The organism is Flavobacterium fructosi (genome assembly GCF_042787335.1).
Lineage (GTDB): Bacteria > Bacteroidota > Bacteroidia > Flavobacteriales > Flavobacteriaceae > Flavobacterium > Flavobacterium fructosi.
Genome location: NZ_JBHZQA010000002.1, coordinates 46,061 through 64,580 on the forward strand (window position 1 = coordinate 46,061; position 18,520 = coordinate 64,580).

Sequence of the window (18,520 nt, forward strand, 5' to 3'; positions counted from 1 at the left end):
TTATTTAGAAAGACTCTAGATAGAGAGCTTCAAACAACTTGTTTTCACTACAAAAATAGATTTTTTTACCATAAAATAAGCATTTTGTACTAAAAAATCACTTAGCGACACAAAAAGAACTTCTAGCGTTACTTTTATAAATACTATAGTGATAATTTTGTACCACTTTCTGGAAAAGTACAAATATGGAAAAAAATATCACATCAAAGCATCACTATTTTTACGCAGTTGGATTAAGCTATAAAAAAGCGGATGCTGAGATTAGAGGTAAGTTTAGTTTAGACGCAGCTGCAAAAACGCGTTTACTGGAACAAGCTAAGAATGAAGGAATAGAAAGTTTAATAGTTACTTCTACCTGCAACCGTACTGAAATTTATGGGTATGCGGAACATCCCTTTCAATTAATCAAATTAATTTGCGAGAATAGTCAAGGTTCTATTGAAGAATTTCAAAAAGTAGGCTTTGTTTATAAAAACCAAGAAGCGATCAGTCATTTGTTTCGCGTAGGAACGGGTTTAGATAGCCAAATATTAGGTGATTTCGAAATTATTTCCCAAATAAAAACTAGTTTTATCCAGTCAAAATCTTTCGGTTTGGCCAATGCTTTTATGGAAAGATTGGTGAATGCAGTCATTCAAGCCAGCAAAAAGATAAAAACAGATACGGAGATTAGTTCTGGTGCCACTTCGGTTTCTTTTGCTTCGGTGCAATATATTATTAAGAATGTAGAAGACATTGGAAACAAAAACATCCTTTTATTTGGTACCGGAAAAATTGGTAGAAATACTTGTGAAAATTTAGTGAAACATACTAAAAATGAGCATATCACTTTAATCAACAGAACCAAAGATAAAGCGGAAAAGCTGGCCGGAAAATTGAATTTAATTGTAAAAGATTATTCGGAATTGCATTTGGAATTGCAAAATGCAGATGTTGTGGTTGTGGCAACAGGAGCCCAAAATCCAACGATTGATAAAGCCATTCTTAATTTGAAGAAACCGCTTTTAATTTTGGATTTATCCATTCCCAAAAATGTGAATGAGGATGTGGAAGAAATTGAAGGTGTTACGCTAATTCACATGGATTATTTGTCACAACTAACAGACGAAACTTTAGAAAACAGAAAAAAACACATTCCTGCAGCAGAAGCAATCATAGAAGAAATAAAAGAAGAATTTATTACGTGGACCAAAGGCAGAAAATTTGCACCGACAATCAATGCTTTAAAAGCAAAGTTGAATGCAATAAAAACATCTGAATTGGATTTTCAAAGTAAGAAAATTTTAAATTTCAATGAAGAGCAAGCGGAAATCATCAGCAACCGAATCATCCAAAAAATAACGACACACTTTGCCAATCATTTAAAAGATGATGACACTATGGTAGATGAAAGTATCGAATGGATTGAAAAAGTTTTTAAAATTGGATTGACTACAAAATAATGAATAAAACCATACGCATAGGAACCCGCGATAGTGAACTCGCGCTTTGGCAAGCCCATACTGTCGAAAAAAGATTAAACGATTTAGGACACAAAACCGAAATCATAGCGGTAAAATCACAAGGAGATATCATTCTTGATAAACCACTTTACGAATTAGGAATCACAGGAATTTTTACTAAAACACTGGATATCGCCATGATCAATGGTCAGGTTGATATAGCTGTGCATTCGATGAAAGATGTTCCTACGGCTTTACCAATAGGAATTGTACAAGCAGCCGTTTTGGAAAGAGCCAATACGTTAGATATCTTAGTGCACAAAGGAAATCTTGATTTTCTTAATGGAGAAGGGACAATTGCCACAGGTAGTTTGCGCCGTCAGGCACAATGGCTTAATAAATACCCCAACCACAATGTAGTTGATTTGCGTGGAAACGTCAATACAAGATTGCAGAAATTGCAGGACAGCGATTGGAACGGAGCTGTTTTTGCAGCAGCGGGATTGGAAAGAATCAACTTGAAACCCTCCAATTATATCGATCTGGATTGGATGATTCCAGCACCGGCTCAAGGTGCTATGGTGATTGTAGCCATGGCAAATGATGAGTTTTGCAGAGAAGCCGTTTCTGAATTGAATGATATCGAAACTGAAGTATGTACGCACATCGAAAGACAGTTTCTAAAAACGCTCGAAGGTGGTTGTACGGCACCAATTGGTGCTTTGGCCGTATTTATAGAAGATGAAATAGTGTTTAAGGGCGTTTTGTTTTCTATTGATGGTAAGCAGAAAATCGAAATAGAAAAAACGGTTTCCTTGCAAGAATGGAAAAAATTAGGATTTGCATCAGCCCAAGAAATTTTAGAGGATGGCGGAGCAGAATTGATGAGAGAAATTAAAATTAATTTGAAGAAATAATGAGTCAAAAAAGCATTTTATCCACCAAAACATTGTCCGCAGAACAAAGGCAAGTATTTATTGATGCTAATTTTGATCTTTTAGAACAAGATTTTATCGAAATAAAAAACAACCTTTTTGAATTGAATACAATCAACAACAACTTAATTTTTAGTAGCCAGAATGCTGTTTTAAGTTTGATGGAACAAAACGGTTGGGAAGTTTTAAAGACTAAACCTGTTTTTTGTGTAGGGATCAAAACCAAAGAATTACTTGAATTAAATGGCTTTACAGTTGATGTTTATTTGGATTACGCATCTGAATTAGCGGAAATAATCACTTTAATTTACAATAAGGAAAGCTATACTTTTTTGAGCGGAAATTTGCGTAAAGAAACGTTGCCAGCAGCATTAAAAAGCGCTGGAATAACTTTTAACGAAATCGAAGTGTATCAAACAACATTGGCGCCCTTTAAAATATCAGACCAAGAAAATTTTGACGGAATCATGTTTTTTAGCCCATCTGCCGTTGAAAGTTATTTGACAAATAATACAATCAAGAATGAAGTTTGTTTTTGCGTAGGCACAACTACAGCATCAACATTAGAAACAAAGAAAATTAAAAACATAGTAATTGCCGAAACACCAACCATCGAAGAGGTGATTTTGGAAGTTATTGAATATTATACACCGGAAAGCATCTAGCAATCTGCTAAAATTTAAATAAATGATCAAAAACGACCTATTTTTAAGAGCACTAAAAGGAGAAACTGTACAACGTCCACCAGTTTGGATGATGCGTCAAGCGGGAAGGTATTTACCGGAATTTATCGCTTTACGTGATAAATATGATTTTTTCACCCGTTGTCAAACGCCAGAATTAGCTGCCGAAATTACGGTTCAGCCAATACGAAGAATTGCTCCGGATGCTGCGATTTTGTTTTCGGATATTTTGGTAATTCCGCAAGCTATGGGAATTGAAGTTTTGATGAAAGAAAACTTTGGTCCGTTTTTACCAAATCCTATTCGTACGATTCAGGATGTGGAGAAAGTTATCGTTCCAGATGTTCATGAAACATTAGGGTACGTTTTTGACGCGATCAAATTGACCAAAGAAATGTTGAACGATGATGTGCCATTAATTGGTTTTGCAGGTTCTCCTTGGACAATTATGTGTTACGCCGTGGAAGGGAAAGGTTCTAAAAGTTTTGATATGGCCAAAGGATTTTGTTTCCAACATCCAGAAGCAGCGCACGTTTTATTGCAAAAAATTACGGACACTACTATCATGTACTTGAAGGAAAAAGTAAAAGCGGGAGTAAATGCGGTACAAATTTTTGACTCATGGGGCGGAATGCTTTCACCGGTTGATTATCAGGAATTCTCCTGGAAATATATCAACCAAATCATTGAAGCTTTGGCTGATGATGCGCCGGTAATTGTTTTCGGAAAAGGGTGTTGGTTTGCATTAAACGAAATGGGGAAAAGTAGAGCTTCGGCACTTGGTGTGGATTGGACTTGTTCGCCAAGAAATGCAAGATACTTGTCAGGTGGAAACATTACGCTACAAGGAAATTTTGATCCATCCAGATTATTATCGCCAATTCCAGTGATTAAGAAAATGGTTCATGAAATGATTGATGAATTCGGAAAAGATAAATACATCGTGAATTTAGGTCACGGTATTTTACCAAATATTCCTGTTGATCACGCGAAAGCGTTTATTGATGCAGTAAAAGAATACAATCAGTAGTAAACATTTTTCAGAAAACTGGACTAAAGTCCAGCCTTACCAAATGTAACGAGCCGATGGCTCTGAGAAGTACGTAAAAGTTCCATAGGAACGGCGTGTTTTGTAGCAACGGATTTTAATCCGTGGAATAATAAATAATTAAACAATGCTAAACAAAGGATTACGAGACCAGGAAAGTATTCGAATAGACAATGTACTAAAAACGTTGCTTTCTATAGTTTTTGTACCTAAATTTTGGAATTTAGAAGATAAAATAAATATAGAAGAGCAGTTAAAAGACTTTGGATTAAACATTCAAAGTCTGATTGATTTAAATGAAGTCGATTTAATTACGCATTTGTTGCGTTGCCATTTAGATTGGAATCAGCTGGAGCAATTTGCTGATTTTTTGATTGCCTTTTCAAAAGAGAAGCAGTTTAATTTTTCTGAAAAATCGATTGTCATTTATAATTATATCCAACAAGAAAGCAAAGTGTTTTCATTTGGAATTAATAGTAAAATAGCTGCTGCAAAATCAAATTTATAGATGATAACCTTCGAAAATTTCATTATTGATAAATTGAAATATTCAGATGTCAATGAGTTGCATCTGTTCATAATTAACAATGCGGAACGATTTCGCAGATTTTTTCCGCTTACACTTTCTTGTAACGCAACAGTAGAAAAATCAGCAGAATATATTGAAATTAAAGAAAGAGAAATTCAACAAAAATTAAATTTCACCTTTGCCATTAGAGAAATAGATTCCCAAAAAATCATAGGATTGATTATCATTAAAAAGATTAATTGGACAAAAAGAATTGGTGAACTCGCTTATTGCATCGGAAGTAATTTTGAAGGAAAAGGTCTGGTTACAAAAGCAGTTAAAGCCATTTCAGATTTTGCTTACAATGAATTAGATTTGAAAACACTTCAAATTATTGCTCATAAAACGAATCTTGCAAGTATAAAAGTTGCTCAAAATTCTAATTTTATTTGGAAAAAAACGTTGCTAAATGAATTCACTCCTATAAATGAAGCTCCATTAGATATGGAATTATATGAACATATGAATGAAAAATAAATTTTACTCTTACATACAAAACCTTCAAGACCAAATCTGTAAAGGATTAGAAGCAGTTGAAGGTCAAACCAAATTCCGTGAAGACCTTTGGGAACGTCCGGAAGGTGGAGGCGGAAGAACACGCGTAATTGAAAACGGAAAAGTTTTCGAAAAAGGTGGCGTCAATATTTCGGCAGTTCACGGGAAATTACCCGAAGCCATGCAAAAGATGTTCAATGTAGGTGAAGCTGATTTTTTTGCTTGTGGACTGAGTTTAGTTTTACATCCGAAAAACCCAATGGTTCCTACGGTTCATGCCAACTGGCGTTATTTCGAAATGTACGATGACAACGGAAATGTAATACAGCAATGGTTTGGTGGTGGACAGGATTTGACACCGTATTATTTATTTGAAGAAGATGCCATTCATTTTCATCAGACCTGTAAAAACGCTTGCGACAAACACAATCCGGAGTTTTACCCAAAATATAAGAAACAATGCGATGCCTATTTCTGGAATGCGCATCGCAATGAAGCTCGGGGAATTGGCGGGTTGTTTTTCGATTATTGCAAAGAAACTCCAGAGATGAGTATGCAAGATTGGTTCAATTATGTTTCAGAAGTGGGCAATAGTTTCCTCCAAGCGTATATACCAATTATAGAAAAAAGAAAAGATTTACCCTATACTCCAGAGCAAAGAACGTGGCAGGAAATCCGTCGCGGTCGTTATGTAGAGTTTAATTTGGTTCACGATAAAGGCACTTTATTTGGTCTGAAAACCAACGGAAGAATCGAAAGTATCCTGATGAGTTTACCACCAAATGTACAATGGGTGTACGATCATCATCCGGAAGCGGGAAGCGAAGAAAAAAAATTAGTAAACGTATTAGAGAATCCAAAAAATTGGATTTAAATACTTTAACAATTAAGCGATAAAGAAAAATTAAGTTAAAGAGCTTAATGGACCTTAATTTCTTAATGGTTCAAAAAATAAATTAAAGTTTAACTTTAAACTAAAAAATATGTTCCCATTACACAGAGGCAGAAGATTAAGAACGAATGAATCCATAAGAAGTTTAGTTCGTGAAACCAGTTTAAGTCCATCGGATTTTATGTTTCCTATGTTTATAGCTGAGGGCGAAAATGTACAAGTGGAAATTTCTTCCATGCCGGGTATATTCCGTCGTTCGATAGATTTAACCGTAGAAGAAGTCAAAGAAATATTTGCATTGGGAATTCGTGCGGTAAATATTTATGTAAAAGTAAGCGAGAATTTAAAAGACAATACTGGACTTGAAGCGTGGAATTCAAACGGATTAATGCAAAACGCCATTCGTGCCATTAAAGACGCTTGTCCGGAAATGATTGTAATGCCAGATGTGGCTTTGGACCCTTATTCTATTTATGGTCACGACGGGATTATTGCAAAAGGTGACATAGAAAACGATTCGACGAATGATGCCTTAGTCAAAATGGCTGTTTCTCATGCGCAAGCCGGTGCTGATTTTGTGGCGCCATCGGATATGATGGACGGACGCGTATTGCGTTTGCGGGAAGGTCTGGACGCTGCCGGTTTTCATAACGTAGGTATCATGAGCTATTCGGCTAAATATGCGTCAGCTTTTTACGGACCGTTCCGTGATGCACTTGATAGCGCTCCAGTTGATGCAAATGATATTCCAACAGATAAAAAAACGTACCAAATGGATTATGCCAATCGCATTGAAGCCATCAAAGAAGCGCTATGGGACGTTGAAGAAGGCGCTGATATGGTCATGGTAAAACCTGGAATTGCCTATTTAGACATCGTTCGTGAAGTCAAAAATGCGGTAAATGTTCCAGTAACGGTATATCACGTTTCGGGTGAATATGCAATGATCAAAGCCGCTGCTGAAAGAGGTTGGTTGGACCATGACAAAATTATGATGGAACAATTAATGTGTATCAAACGCGCGGGAGCCAGTTTAATTTCGACTTATTTTGCTAAAGAAGCTGCGATACTTTTAAATAAATAGAAATGATAAAATGTTTAATAATCGCTGTTTTATTGCTTTCCAATAGCATTTTTGCACAAGTTGAGGTGGTTTCCACTTTCATTGAGAAATGGGATAATTCCAAAGATTATTTAGTAGCCGTTGCAGAAGCTATGCCGGAAGATAAATACGATTACAAGCCTGCTGCCCGGGAAATGTCTTTTCGAGAACAATTATTTCACATACAAGACAATATGAATTGGTTGGGCACAACGCATTTTTCGAGAGAGAAATATGTAAAAAAAGAAGCGGTAAAAGGACTTTCAAAAGCTCAAATGATCCAAGAAATAAAAGCCTCTTTTGATAAAGCAAAGACATTTGTAGCAAAAACCAATGATATTGAACTGTCCCAAAAAGTAGATTTTTTTGCTGGTCCAAAATCAAAATTACAAATACTCAACTTGATGCAAGATCATGTTACCCATCACAGAGCGCAAATTTTAGTATATTTGAACCTGAATGGAATTCGACCTCCCAAGTATATTGGTTGGTAATTTTGCAATTTAGATACTTATAATTAAACAAATTAACATGAGAAAGACGTTGTTTTTATTTGCCGTTTTAGCCTTAGCTTCTTGTAAAAAAGAAGAAGTCAAAAAAGAACCTTTATACCCAACTACTACCGAAGAAGTTGCGCAAACTCCAGAGGAATTAGGGGAAGAAATTTTCAAAGGAAAAGGGAATTGTGTTGCCTGTCATCAAGTAGACAAGAAAGTGATAGGGCCAAGTCTGCAGGATATCGCTAAGATTTATAAAGATAAAAACGCAAGTATCGTAACGTTTTTAAAAGGCGAAGGTGAGCCTATTGTTGACCCAAGCCAATATGAAGTAATGAAAACAAACTTCGTTGTTACCAAAGCCATGTCTGATGAGGAATTGAATGCCTTAGAAGCTTACGTATATTCAAATTTGAAATAATCCAGGGGTTTTTCAGGAGCTAATCCCGCTCTACGCTATATTCCCGATAAACAAAAACTACGGCTAAAAACACTTGTTTTTCTAAATCGGGAGATGCCGCTGCTATCGGGGCTAAAATACAAGAACCATTCGTCTCTGCGAATGGTTTTTTTATGTTCAAAACGTTTTGAGCATATTTATTCCTGAACTTTGTTACTTCTTTAGGAACAATGTGGGTAATTTTTATATCTTTAAAATATGGAAATAGCATATATCAAAACACCTTTAGGAATTGCCACAATAACAGGCGATGAAAATGGAATATCCCAAATTTCAGTTTCCGATGCGGGCGAAGTTTCAAACGCAATTCCAACGGTTTTGCAAGAATCCGTTACTCAACTTAACGATTATTTTGAAGGCAAGAGAACCGATTTTGACTTTGAACTCAATCCAAAAGGTACTGAATTCCAACAAAAAGTCTGGAAATCTTTATTGGACATTCCTTATGGGAAAACCAGAACATATCTAGAACAATCCAAAATTTTGGGAGATGTCAAAGCCATTCGAGCCGTTGCTTCTGCCAACGGGAAAAATCCGCTTTGGATTGTCGTTCCGTGTCACAGAGTCATTGGAACAGATGGTTCATTAACAGGATATGCTGGTGGTTTATGGCGAAAAAAATGGTTATTAGAATATGAGAATCCAACGGCACAACAAAGTTTGTTTTAAAAGAGACTTCTTAGATTTCTTTTATTGTTAGAAATTTAGATTGTCTCAGATTCAAAAAAATCGATCAAGTTTACTAATTTAGGTTTTTGTATTTAATCTAAAATTCTAAGAAGTCAAAAAATCTAACCAATCTAGCTGATGATAGAAAAAATAAATCTTAATAACATCCTGTTTCTTGACATAGAAACCGTTCCAGAAGCCGAAGATTTTAATGCATTAGATGCTGAAATGAAAGATCTTTGGGAACATAAAACGCAATACCAGCGCAAAGACGAATACACGCCTGAGGATTTTTATGACCGAGCGGGAATTTGGGCCGAGTTTGGGAAAATCGTTTGTATTTCGGTGGGTTATTTTACTATCAAAGGCGATATTCGGAATTTTAGGGTGACTTCTTTTTTTGGAGAAGAAAAGAAACTATTATTGGATTTCAATAATTTGCTGAACACTCATTTCAATCAGCCACAACACGTTTTGTGTGGTCACAATGCCAAGGAATTTGATATTCCATTCCTTGCCCGACGCATGATTATCAACCAAATTGCCATTCCCAACAAACTGAATTTATTTGGAAAAAAACCATGGGAAATCCCACATTTGGATACGTTGGAATTGTGGAAATTTGGCGATTACAAGCATTTTACTTCTTTAAAATTAATGTGTAAAGTCCTTGGAATTCCTTCTCCAAAAGGCGATATCGACGGCAGTCAAGTGGGACATGTGTTTTATGTAGAAAAAGACATTGACCGCATTGTAACCTATTGTGAAAAAGACACGATCGCCGTAGCACAGATTTTCCTGAGATTACGCAGAGAAGAATTGTTGATTGAGGACGAAATTATTCATGTATAGACGAAAGAAGTTAGATTTAATCTGCGTAAATCCGTGCAATCTGTGTTTGAATTTTTGGTGCTTTGTATGCTTAAATAATTACATTTACAAAAATTATAGATTATGGTATTGAGTAGATTTTGGTTGGTCATTTTTATTTCAGCAATTGTATTTGTAGTGTTTAGTTTGTTTTCGGGAGACAGTTATACCATTGACCACGTTTTGAATGGAAAGAAAGATGATCCAATTCTAGTTTCGGAGAAATTTGCCGAAGAACTTCCTGCCTTTATTAAAGACAGCATTAAGAAAGCACCAGAACAAACCATGATTATCAATCGCGACACGCTAAATGCGGACACGACCTATGTTTTTAAAAACAAAACTGTAAAAATTTACAGTGGTGTTCAAAAATCAGATGGTTTATTGCCCACTTGTAAAAGTACTTTACTAGAATTAGTCCTTCCGCTGATGGCTTATTTGGCTTTTTTCTGTGGATTAATGGAACTTTTAATCATTTCAGGAGCCTCTGGAAAGTTGGCTAAAGCATTGAGTCCTGTTTTTGTAAAAGTGTTTCCAAGTATTCCCAAAGACCATCCGTCGATATCCTATATGACTTTAAATTTTGCTGCTAATTTTCTCGGCTTAGATTCTGCTGCAACTCCATTTGGTCTAAAAGCCATGGAGAGTTTGCAGGAAATAAATCCAGATAAAGACAAGGCCAGTGATGCACAGATTATGTTCTTGTGTTTGCACGCTTCGGGTCTTACTTTGATCGCTACTTCTATTATAGGGTATCGTGCTGCGGCTAATGCGAGTAATCCTGCTGATGTGATGCTGCCTTGTATCATCACTTCTTTTATCGGTACGATTGCAGCCTTTTTAATTGTTGGAATCAAACAAAAAATCAATTTCAAAAGTGCTTCTTTGGTGATTGTATTGATGACATTAATAGCTGCAATTGTTGGTTTGTTGATGTATGTCAATCATTTGGATTTAATTGGAAAAAACTATTTTACTTCTAATCTTTCTGCTTTAATATTAATTGGAATAATTGCTTTTACCTTGATTTTTTCGTTTATTCATGAGAAAAAATTTACTGAAGCATCTACTACGGTTTTTGAAAGTTTTGTAGTGGGAGCTAATAATGGTGTAAAAACCGGAGTGACTATTTTTCCATACGTTTTGGGCATGTTAGTAGCCATTTCTCTGTTTAGAAACAGTGGTTTATTTGAAATTATTAGCAATTGGATCGCTTTCATTTTTTCAAATATGGGAGTAAGTAAAGAAATTACAGATGCTTTACCGGTTGCGTTGCTTCGTCCCTTTAGTTCTGCCGGATCAAGAGGGTTTTTGATTGATTCTATGAACACTTTTGGTCCCGATTCCTTAACGGCAAGATTGAGCAGTATTTTTCAATGTAGTGCCGAAAGTACTTTTTATGTGATAGCCGTTTATTTTGGTTCTGTAAACATTAAAAACACACGTTACGCACTAGGAACAATGCTGATAGTCGATTTGATTTGTGTGATTACAGCAATTTTTGTAGCGACTTGGTTCTTTTAAAAATAGGAATTTTGAAGCGATTTGATTACTGGATGGAATCGTATATCGAAGTATAAAAAAACCACAATCTAAGTACTATCTGGGATTGTGGTTTTTGTGTATTTTAAGCGGAGGTGTTAATCAATTTCCATCTCCGGAACGTCACCTTCAATAATTAAATCAGCTGCAGTAGAAGCGATGATATGTGCCACGGTTACACCTGGTGCGCGTTCTAATAATTTGAAACCCTTGGGAGTTATTTCTAAAACCGCTAACTCGGTTACTACTTTTTTAACGCAACCGACCCCCGTTAATGGTAATGTACATTTTTTAAGTATTTTGGATTCTCCGGCTTTATTAACATGCATCATAGCAACAATAATGTTTTCGGCCGAAGCCACTAAATCCATTGCGCCTCCCATTCCTTTGACCATTTTACCAGGAATTTTCCAGTTGGCTATATCACCGTTTTCGGCAACTTCCATGGCACCAAGGATCGTTAAGTCAACATGTTGCCCACGAATCATTCCAAAACTAAATGCCGAGTCAAAGAAACTTGCTCCGGGCAAAGTAGTGATGGTTTGTTTTCCTGCGTTGATTAAATCAGCGTCTTCATCGCCTTCAAAAGGGAAGGGACCCATGCCCAAGACACCATTTTCACTTTGAAATTCAACATCTATTCCTTCTGGAACATAATTAGCCACTAAGGTTGGGATTCCGATTCCGAGATTGACGTAATAGTTGTGTTTTAATTCTTTTGCAATGCGTTTTGCAATTTGATTTTTATCTAAAGCCATAATTAGAAAATTTTTCTCACGGTTCTTTGTTCAATTCTTTTTTCATACCTATCACCTTGAAAAATTCTATTTACAAGTATGCCCGGAATATGAATTTCATTTGGATCTAAACTTCCTGCAGGCAATAATTCTTCTACTTCGGCAATGGTAATCTTTGCTGCTCCAGCCATACATGGATTGAAGTTTCTTGCGGTTCCTTTGAAAATTAAGTTTCCGGCTTCGTCCCCTTTCCACGCTTTTACGATGGCAAAATCAGCTTTGAAAGCGTGTTCCATAACATGCATTTTTCCATTGAATTCGCGGACTTCTTTGCCTTCGGCTACTTCAGTTCCATAACCGGCAGGTGTAAAAAAAGCAGGAATCCCAGCTTGCGCTGCACGGCAACGTTCTGCTAATGTTCCTTGTGGTATAAGGTCAACTTCTAGTTCTCCAGAAAGCATTTGGCGTTCGAATTCAGCATTTTCTCCTACATAAGAGGAAATCATTTTTTTAATTTGACGCTTTTGCAAAAGCAAACCAAGACCAAAATCATCAACACCTGCATTGTTTGAAATACAAGTTAGGTTATTGGTTTCTTTTTTTACTAATTCGGAGATGCAGTTTTCTGGAATACCGCATAATCCAAAACCTCCCAGCATGATAGTCATGCCGTTTTCAATTCCTTGAAGTGCGTCTTGAACGTTGTTTACTGTTTTATTGATCATATATTTTTTTTAGCCCAGATGGAAACGGCATCCTTTTTATCTTGTCTCGTTCTCAAAACGAGATAAGATAAAAAGATATAGTGTACAGCTGGAAATAGCTACTAATTCTTATTTTCGCTGGAATTACGATATTATTTATAATTCGAATTCCTCTGTATCTTGTTGAATCTCGGTAGTATCTTTTACTTTTGGTGCAGAATAACAATCTACTTTTATGGACAGATTCGACGGTCTGTTAAAATCTTCTTTAGAGACTTTAAGACCTGGATCAGCATAACAGAGTTTCATGAAATAAGCCCAAACTGGCAATGCTGCAGTTGCACCTTGTCCATAAGTAATGCTTTTGAATCGAGCGGAACGGTCTTCGCAGCCTACCCAAACACCTGTTACTAGATTAGGGACCATTCCCATAAACCAACCATCGGACTGGTTTTGAGTAGTACCTGTTTTACCTGCAATTGGATTTTTGAATTGATACGGATAACCGGTCCAACGATTATCCCCACTTCCTCCATAGGTTGTGCGCAAACGATCTCCAGATCCACCTTCGGTTACTCCTTCAAGCAGTTTTATCACAGCAAATGCGATATCTTTATTTAAAACATCATGTGATTCAGGGATAGGTTCATAGATTATGGTACCACTTTTATCTTCTATTCGGCTTAGGAATTGCGGTTTCGTGTAAACACCTTGGTTAGCAAAAGTACTATAAGCGGCAACCATATCTTCAACAGTAATTTCTACCGCTCCTAATGCAATAGATGGCTGTACAGGAATATCAGACTTTACCCCTAATTTGTGGGTTAGTTCTACAACTGCTTCAGGACCAACTTTGTCCATTAATTTTGCAGATACCGTATTGATGGAATTAGCCAAAGCTCTTTTTAAAGTAACCATTCCTCTATATCTGTTGTCTGAATTTTTTGGTGTCCAAGATTCCGTAACATGGTGACGTCCCACGGGAATTGTAAATGGTGAATCTATTATGGAATCGCAAGGGGACATATTCAATTGCTCGATTGCTGTGGCATAAACAAATGGTTTGAATGTGGAACCTACTTGTCTTGCGCCCTGTCCTACGTGGTCATACTGAAAATATTTGTAGTTTATACCCCCAACCCAAGCTTTGATATTTCCTGTTTGTGGTTCCATAGCCATAAGACCAGACTGTAAAAAATGTTTGTAGTATCGGATAGAATCCATAGGAGTCATAATCGTATCTCTTTCTCCTTTCCAAGAAAAGACGGTCATTTTCGTTTTTTCGTTGAACGATTTTATAATTTCTTCGTCGTTTTTATCCAGTGATTTCATAACCTCCCAACGATGCGAAGATTTCATGGCTTGGGTCAGAATGCGCTGTGTTTCTTTAGATGAAATATTAACAAAGGGAGCATTTTTATTTCCTTTTGATTGAATGAAAAACTCTTCTTGAAGATTTGCCATATGAGCAGCTACGGCCTCTTCAGCGTGCAATTGCATTCTAGAATCTATGGTGGTGTAGATTTTTAAACCATCTTTGTAGACATCATAATCAGAACCATCTGGTTTTTTATTTTCTTCAGCCCATTTTTTCAGGTAATCACGCAGGTATTCTCTAAAATAAGTAGCGGTTCCTTCTTTATGGGTTTCTAATTTAAAATGCAAAGTGATTGGTAAACTTTGTAATTTTACTTTTTGATCTTCTGTAATGATATTTTGTTTCTCCATTTGCAAGAGCACAACATTTCTGCGATTTTTAACCCCTTCTGGATTTCTAACCGGATTATATAGTCCGGAGTTTTTAAACATTCCAACTAATATTGCGGATTCGTCAATGGATAAATCCTTCGGTTCTTTTGAAAAATAGGTTTTTGCTGCAGAACTAACCCCTACAGAATTGTTCCCAAAATCATAAACGTTACAATACATTGCAATTATCTCGTTTTTAGTGTATTGTCTTTCCAGACGAATGGCGATGATCCATTCTTTTACTTTTTGAACTATTCTAAAAGGTAAAAATTTAGAACCTTCACCATGAAATAATTGTTTAGCAAGTTGTTGCGTTAATGTACTTGCACCACCACTTGTTCCTAAACTGGCAATAGCTCTCAAAGTTCCTCTGCCGTCCACCCCTGAATGCTCGTAGAAACGTGCATCTTCCGTTGCCACTAAAGCTTGAACTAGGTTTTTTGGTAAATCTGAATATTTTAATTGAGACCTGTTTTTTTCGAAATATTTTCCCAGTACTACCCCGTCAGAAGAGATGATTTCTGTTGCCAAATTGGAGTCTGGATTTTCTAAATCTTCAAAAGAGGGCATCGAGCCCAAAAGTCCCCATGAAGCAAATAAGAAAAATAAACCGATAGCACCTATTCCGTAAAAGAAGATTTTCCAAAATTTCTTCTTATAATAGGTTGTGTCTTTCTCTATATTTTTAGTCTGATTGTTGTTTTTTTTGACAGCCATAATACTATTTTAATCTTTTTTTTCTATTCTAAAACCAACTTCTGTAATCCCATCTAAAAGCATTACACCCGGAACTTTTCCAGTTTCTCGAACTGCCTGCTTGATGTGAACTTTATACTTCCCTTTAAATTTTTCGTTTTCTTTATAAAAGAGTTTACTTTCTTTGATGTCTGAAAATCCATCACCAAGCAGCGATCCATCCGGATTCGCCATTTGGTATTCCAAAGTATCTACTTTTGTAAAACCATTAGGACTTTCAATAGCAACAATTAAAAACAGATTATTATATTTATAATTGTTGTTATCCCTCAAATTGACGAATAAATTATAGCGTTTCGTTGAATCTAATTCGGGCAGATCGAAGGTTACAATACTGTCTTTGTGCCAAGCACTCCCGACAGATTTGTATTCATCAAAAACTCTTTTCTTATCGCATGAAAAAAGAAGTAATGTAACCAAAAGCAATAAAGCGCTATTTTTTAGGCTCATTTTTGGTGATAATTATAGGTTTCCTTGCAATTACTGGTTTTTTGTCAGCGGTGTTTTTGTCAGCGGTGTTTTTGTCAACAGAATTTTGTCTGTTGTTATTTGCGGGCTTAGTATTGTTGTTATTTGCAACAATTAAATTTTCTCCTGCCGGTTTGCGTTTTTTAGGATGTTTTTTCTTTGCTTTTGGTTGGTCAAATCGTGTTAAACTCTCTTGGCCCATAGCATTGTTAAAGTTTTTTTCTGGCTCCACGACAATTTCAATTGCAAAATCTTCCAATGCTGAAACTTTGTTTTTCAACTTATTTTCAGCAATTATTTCTTTAACCTGTTCAATTTTCAATACATGCCAGTTAGCAAAATTGTTAGTGTACGCAAACCACATTAATCCTTTAAAAATGTCTTGTTTCTGACAAATAGCATCTCCTTTTTCAGTTACCAATTTTGTTTCAAAATCAGGGAATCCTTTCAAAGCATCCATATAAGTATCTAACTCATAGTTCAGGCAGCATTTTAATTTACCGCATTGCCCAGCTAGTTTTTGTGGATTCAGAGACAATTGTTGGTAGCGGGCTGCGGAGGTGTTTACACTCCTAAAATCGGTTAGCCAAGTAGAGCAGCATAATTCTCTTCCGCAAGAACCAATTCCGCCTAAACGTGCAGCTTCCTGACGAAAACCGACTTGTTTCATTTCGATTCTAGTACTGAATTCTTTTGCAAAATCTTTAATTAAAGCACGAAAGTCAATTCGATCGTTTGCTGTATAGTAGAAAGTGGCTTTGGAACCGTCACCTTGAAATTCAATATCTGAGATTTTCATTTCCAGTTTTTGAGCAATCGCTAATTCACGCGCTCTAACTTTCATAGGTTCTTCTTTATCGCGAGCAGTTGACCAGATGTCAATGTCTTTTTGGGATGCTTTTCGGTAGATTTTTGGAACTTCGTTGCTGTTAGGATTTACTCCTTTTTTCTTCATTTGAATACGGACTAATTCACCTATCAGTGTAACAATTCCTATATCGTGACCCGGAGAAGCAACCGTAGCAACAATGTCTCCCATGCTTAACGTCAATTTTTCAGTATTGCGGTAAAACTCTTTTCTTCCGTTTTTAAAACGGACTTCAACACAGTCAAAAGGAGCCTCGCCATTAGGTAAACTCATATTAGAAAGCCAATCGAAAACCGTTAATTTGTTGCAGCTATCGGTGCCGCAAGTCCCATTATTTTTACAACCCTTAGGTGCGCCACCATCAGAAGTTGAACAACTTGTACATGCCATAATTTTATATGTAGTGTTGCAAGGATGCAACTTAAGTTCTTAAAAAGATTAATGTGTAAAGATAGCATTTTTTAATTTTAAGTTACAATGGCTGAAATCGTCAAAGAATCATAAATTTTTAATAAAAAAACCCATCATGATTCGGTTCATAATGGGTTGATTTACCAGGGTTTTTTATCTTTTATTTAATCTAAAATTTTATATAATTTATCTGATAATCTAATTCTGAATGGCAGTTTAAAAGTACAAGTATCTCCAGGAGCTGCTTTTTCTTTAGCTAAATCGTTAACAAGCATTTCTTCGATTATTACTTTTTGCTCGCCGGTTGTGGAACCTTTAATTAGAATCGTGTCGCCAATTTTGATTTCGTTTTCTTCGATAAGAAACTGGCCAATACTTGGTTTTGGAAAGAAATGTGTTCCTTTTCCGATGTATATTTTCTTGATTTTTTGTTCTTTTTTTACTGCAGTCGCGATGCTTCGCGATGGCTTATCTGCGACAAAAAGGCCATGAGTTTTTTCGTTATTTTTGAAAGTTAAAACATCTGATTTTCCTTTTTTGAAAATCATATTGCCGTTTTTTATTCCTCTTCGAATGGCTTTTTGTTCGTCTTCCGGTAAGTGAATTACAGCCACACATTCTGAAGAACAGCAACCTTCCATAGCGGTTTTGCATTCTTGGCATTGGATGAAAAGCAAATGACAGCCTTCATTTACGCAATTGGTATGCACGTCGCAAGGTTTTCCACACTGATGGCATTGAGAAACAATATCGTCCGTGATTCTTTCACCCAAGCGGTGATCAAAGACAAAGTTTTTCCCGATGAATTTACTTTCTAAACCTTCGGCTTTTACCTGACGGGTGTATTCAATAATCCCGCCTTCAAGTTGGTACACATTTTCAAAACCTTTGTGTTTAAAATAAGCGCTGGCTTTCTCGCATCGAATTCCTCCAGTGCAGTACATCAGTATTTTTTTGTCTTGTTTGTGTTCAGAAAGTTGTTCTTCAATGATTGGTAAACTTTCACGGAAGGTATCAACATCTGGTTTTATGGCTTTGGTAAAATGCCCAATTTCACTTTCGTAATGATTACGCATATCGACCACAATGGTGTTTGGGTCGTCCAGTAATTCGTTGAATTCCTTGGCTTTTAAATGAATTCCGATATTTGTAACATCAAAAGTTTCATCAACCAAACCGTCAGCCACAATCTTATCGCGGACTTTTACGGTTAGTTTCAAAAATGAATGGTCATCCTGTTCTACCGCAATGTTCAGCCGAATGCCTTTCATGAAATCATAGGCTTCAATAGCATCTTTGAACGCATAGAAATTATCAGCCGGAAGTGATAACTGGGCGTTGATTCCCTCAGTGGCGACATAAATTCTACCAAGAACCTCTAAAGGATTCCACGCCAGAAATAATTCGTTGCGAAATTGCGTTGGATTTTGGATGTGCGCATAAGCATAGAAAGACAAAGTTAGCCTTTGCTTCCCGGCATCATCGATCATGATGGCTCTTTCTTCTGCGCTTAATGTGTTATACAGTTGCATGCTATAAACAGTTTTAAGTTGAGAAAATTATTTTTGCAAAAGTAAAGAAAAAGTTGCTGAGTTGCAAAGTTGTGAAAGGTCTAAGTTTTTTA

General features: G+C 36.2%; 20 protein-coding genes. 13 read left to right on the forward strand and 7 right to left on the reverse strand.

Going from position 1 to position 18,520, the window contains the following annotated elements; genetic code table 11:
• Positions 1-185: 185 nt before the first annotated feature.
• From hemA to ACFX5D_RS03160, 10 genes are all read left to right on the forward strand, one after another.
• Complete coding sequence (hemA, locus tag ACFX5D_RS03115; protein ID WP_379856801.1) at positions 186-1,442, forward strand: glutamyl-tRNA reductase; 1,257 nt, start codon at positions 186-188, stop codon at positions 1,440-1,442.
• Complete coding sequence (gene hemC / locus ACFX5D_RS03120; RefSeq protein ID WP_379857212.1) at positions 1,439-2,359, forward strand: hydroxymethylbilane synthase; 921 nt, start codon at positions 1,439-1,441, stop codon at positions 2,357-2,359. The genes hemA and hemC overlap by 4 nt, the downstream gene beginning before the upstream one ends.
• Positions 2,359-3,042: a uroporphyrinogen-III synthase gene (locus ACFX5D_RS03125; protein WP_379856802.1), complete on the forward strand. Its 684-nt coding sequence runs from the start codon at positions 2,359-2,361 to the stop codon at positions 3,040-3,042. Before hemC ends, ACFX5D_RS03125 begins: the two co-directional genes overlap by 1 nt.
• Positions 3,043-3,064: 22 nt before the next feature.
• Positions 3,065-4,090 (forward strand): uroporphyrinogen decarboxylase, encoded by a 1,026-nt coding sequence (gene hemE / locus ACFX5D_RS03130; protein WP_379856803.1) that lies wholly within the window; start codon positions 3,065-3,067, stop codon positions 4,088-4,090.
• Positions 4,091-4,235: 145 nt separating this feature from the next.
• Positions 4,236-4,616 (forward strand): hypothetical protein, encoded by a 381-nt coding sequence (locus ACFX5D_RS03135; RefSeq protein ID WP_379856804.1) that lies wholly within the window; start codon positions 4,236-4,238, stop codon positions 4,614-4,616.
• Entirely contained in the window at positions 4,617-5,153 is a 537-nt protein-coding gene (locus ACFX5D_RS03140) for a GNAT family N-acetyltransferase (protein WP_379856805.1), read from the forward strand.
• Complete coding sequence (gene hemF / locus ACFX5D_RS03145; protein ID WP_379856806.1) at positions 5,143-6,045, forward strand: oxygen-dependent coproporphyrinogen oxidase; 903 nt, start codon at positions 5,143-5,145, stop codon at positions 6,043-6,045. Before ACFX5D_RS03140 ends, hemF begins: the two co-directional genes overlap by 11 nt.
• A gap of 109 nt (positions 6,046-6,154) precedes the next feature.
• The gene (gene hemB / locus ACFX5D_RS03150) at positions 6,155-7,147 is read left to right on the forward strand and encodes a porphobilinogen synthase (RefSeq protein ID WP_379856807.1); all 993 of its coding nucleotides are present in this window, start codon (positions 6,155-6,157) and stop codon (positions 7,145-7,147) included.
• Positions 7,148-7,149: 2 nt separating this feature from the next.
• Positions 7,150-7,659 carry a DinB family protein gene (locus tag ACFX5D_RS03155; RefSeq protein ID WP_379856808.1) on the forward strand — a complete coding sequence of 170 codons (510 nt, stop codon included), beginning with the start codon at positions 7,150-7,152 and terminating at the stop codon, positions 7,657-7,659.
• 37 nt (positions 7,660-7,696) lie between these two features.
• The gene (locus ACFX5D_RS03160; RefSeq protein ID WP_379856809.1) at positions 7,697-8,083 is read left to right on the forward strand and encodes a c-type cytochrome; all 387 of its coding nucleotides are present in this window, start codon (positions 7,697-7,699) and stop codon (positions 8,081-8,083) included.
• Between the two features lie 19 nt (positions 8,084-8,102).
• Here the strand turns inward: ACFX5D_RS03160 and ACFX5D_RS03165 are convergent, their stop codons facing one another.
• Positions 8,103-8,333, reverse strand: a complete 231-nt coding sequence (locus tag ACFX5D_RS03165) for a hypothetical protein (protein ID WP_379856810.1) — start codon at positions 8,331-8,333, stop codon at positions 8,103-8,105.
• Here ACFX5D_RS03165 and ACFX5D_RS03170 point away from each other — a divergent pair.
• From ACFX5D_RS03170 to ACFX5D_RS03180, 3 genes are all read left to right on the forward strand, one after another.
• Entirely contained in the window at positions 8,321-8,791 is a 471-nt protein-coding gene (locus ACFX5D_RS03170; RefSeq protein ID WP_379856811.1) for a methylated-DNA--[protein]-cysteine S-methyltransferase, read from the forward strand. The genes ACFX5D_RS03165 and ACFX5D_RS03170 overlap by 13 nt on opposite strands.
• Before the next feature lie 138 nt (positions 8,792-8,929).
• The gene (locus ACFX5D_RS03175; protein WP_379856812.1) at positions 8,930-9,643 is read left to right on the forward strand and encodes a 3'-5' exonuclease; all 714 of its coding nucleotides are present in this window, start codon (positions 8,930-8,932) and stop codon (positions 9,641-9,643) included.
• A gap of 102 nt (positions 9,644-9,745) precedes the next feature.
• Positions 9,746-11,185, forward strand: coding sequence for a nucleoside recognition domain-containing protein (locus ACFX5D_RS03180; RefSeq protein WP_379856813.1), 1,440 nt, complete (start codon positions 9,746-9,748; stop codon positions 11,183-11,185).
• 116 nt (positions 11,186-11,301) lie between these two features.
• Here the strand turns inward: ACFX5D_RS03180 and ACFX5D_RS03185 are convergent, their stop codons facing one another.
• The 6 genes from ACFX5D_RS03185 to trhO form a co-directional block, all read right to left on the reverse strand.
• Complete coding sequence (locus ACFX5D_RS03185) at positions 11,302-11,961, reverse strand: CoA transferase subunit B (protein ID WP_379856814.1); 660 nt, start codon at positions 11,959-11,961, stop codon at positions 11,302-11,304.
• A gap of 2 nt (positions 11,962-11,963) precedes the next feature.
• Entirely contained in the window at positions 11,964-12,665 is a 702-nt protein-coding gene (locus tag ACFX5D_RS03190; protein WP_379856815.1) for a CoA transferase subunit A, read from the reverse strand.
• 135 nt (positions 12,666-12,800) lie between these two features.
• On the reverse strand, positions 12,801-15,110 hold the full coding sequence (locus ACFX5D_RS03195; protein WP_379856816.1) for a penicillin-binding protein 1A: 2,310 nt from the start codon (positions 15,108-15,110) through the stop codon (positions 12,801-12,803).
• Positions 15,111-15,119: 9 nt separating this feature from the next.
• On the reverse strand, positions 15,120-15,599 hold the full coding sequence (locus tag ACFX5D_RS03200; protein WP_379851767.1) for a gliding motility lipoprotein GldH: 480 nt from the start codon (positions 15,597-15,599) through the stop codon (positions 15,120-15,122).
• The gene (locus ACFX5D_RS03205; protein ID WP_379856817.1) at positions 15,583-16,875 is read right to left on the reverse strand and encodes a PSP1 domain-containing protein; all 1,293 of its coding nucleotides are present in this window, start codon (positions 16,873-16,875) and stop codon (positions 15,583-15,585) included. The genes ACFX5D_RS03200 and ACFX5D_RS03205 overlap by 17 nt, the downstream gene beginning before the upstream one ends.
• A gap of 185 nt (positions 16,876-17,060) precedes the next feature.
• Positions 17,061-18,428, reverse strand: a complete 1,368-nt coding sequence (gene trhO, locus ACFX5D_RS03210) for an oxygen-dependent tRNA uridine(34) hydroxylase TrhO (protein WP_379856818.1) — start codon at positions 18,426-18,428, stop codon at positions 17,061-17,063.
• Positions 18,429-18,520: the final 92 nt, after the last annotated feature.

Bases quoted from the DNA above. Each gene is read 5' to 3' on its own strand.
- hemA (WP_379856801.1), top strand. From the start codon at position 186: ATGGAAAAAAATATCACATCAAAGCATCACTATTTTTACGCAGTTGGA.
- ACFX5D_RS03125 (WP_379856802.1), top strand. From the start codon at position 2,359: ATGAGTCAAAAAAGCATTTTATCCACCAAAACATTGTCCGCAGAACAA.
- hemE (WP_379856803.1), top strand. From the start codon at position 3,065: ATGATCAAAAACGACCTATTTTTAAGAGCACTAAAAGGAGAAACTGTA.
- ACFX5D_RS03135 (WP_379856804.1), top strand. From the start codon at position 4,236: ATGCTAAACAAAGGATTACGAGACCAGGAAAGTATTCGAATAGACAAT.
- ACFX5D_RS03140 (WP_379856805.1), top strand. From the start codon at position 4,617: ATGATAACCTTCGAAAATTTCATTATTGATAAATTGAAATATTCAGAT.
- hemF (WP_379856806.1), top strand. From the start codon at position 5,143: ATGAAAAATAAATTTTACTCTTACATACAAAACCTTCAAGACCAAATC.
- hemB (WP_379856807.1), top strand. From the start codon at position 6,155: ATGTTCCCATTACACAGAGGCAGAAGATTAAGAACGAATGAATCCATA.
- ACFX5D_RS03155 (WP_379856808.1), top strand. From the start codon at position 7,150: ATGATAAAATGTTTAATAATCGCTGTTTTATTGCTTTCCAATAGCATT.
- ACFX5D_RS03160 (WP_379856809.1), top strand. From the start codon at position 7,697: ATGAGAAAGACGTTGTTTTTATTTGCCGTTTTAGCCTTAGCTTCTTGT.
- ACFX5D_RS03170 (WP_379856811.1), top strand. From the start codon at position 8,321: ATGGAAATAGCATATATCAAAACACCTTTAGGAATTGCCACAATAACA.
- ACFX5D_RS03165 (WP_379856810.1), bottom strand. From the start codon at position 8,333: ATGCTATTTCCATATTTTAAAGATATAAAAATTACCCACATTGTTCCT.
- ACFX5D_RS03175 (WP_379856812.1), top strand. From the start codon at position 8,930: ATGATAGAAAAAATAAATCTTAATAACATCCTGTTTCTTGACATAGAA.
- ACFX5D_RS03180 (WP_379856813.1), top strand. From the start codon at position 9,746: ATGGTATTGAGTAGATTTTGGTTGGTCATTTTTATTTCAGCAATTGTA.
- ACFX5D_RS03185 (WP_379856814.1), bottom strand. From the start codon at position 11,961: ATGGCTTTAGATAAAAATCAAATTGCAAAACGCATTGCAAAAGAATTA.
- ACFX5D_RS03190 (WP_379856815.1), bottom strand. From the start codon at position 12,665: ATGATCAATAAAACAGTAAACAACGTTCAAGACGCACTTCAAGGAATT.
- ACFX5D_RS03195 (WP_379856816.1), bottom strand. From the start codon at position 15,110: ATGGCTGTCAAAAAAAACAACAATCAGACTAAAAATATAGAGAAAGAC.
- ACFX5D_RS03200 (WP_379851767.1), bottom strand. From the start codon at position 15,599: ATGAGCCTAAAAAATAGCGCTTTATTGCTTTTGGTTACATTACTTCTT.
- ACFX5D_RS03205 (WP_379856817.1), bottom strand. From the start codon at position 16,875: ATGGCATGTACAAGTTGTTCAACTTCTGATGGTGGCGCACCTAAGGGT.
- trhO (WP_379856818.1), bottom strand. From the start codon at position 18,428: ATGCAACTGTATAACACATTAAGCGCAGAAGAAAGAGCCATCATGATC.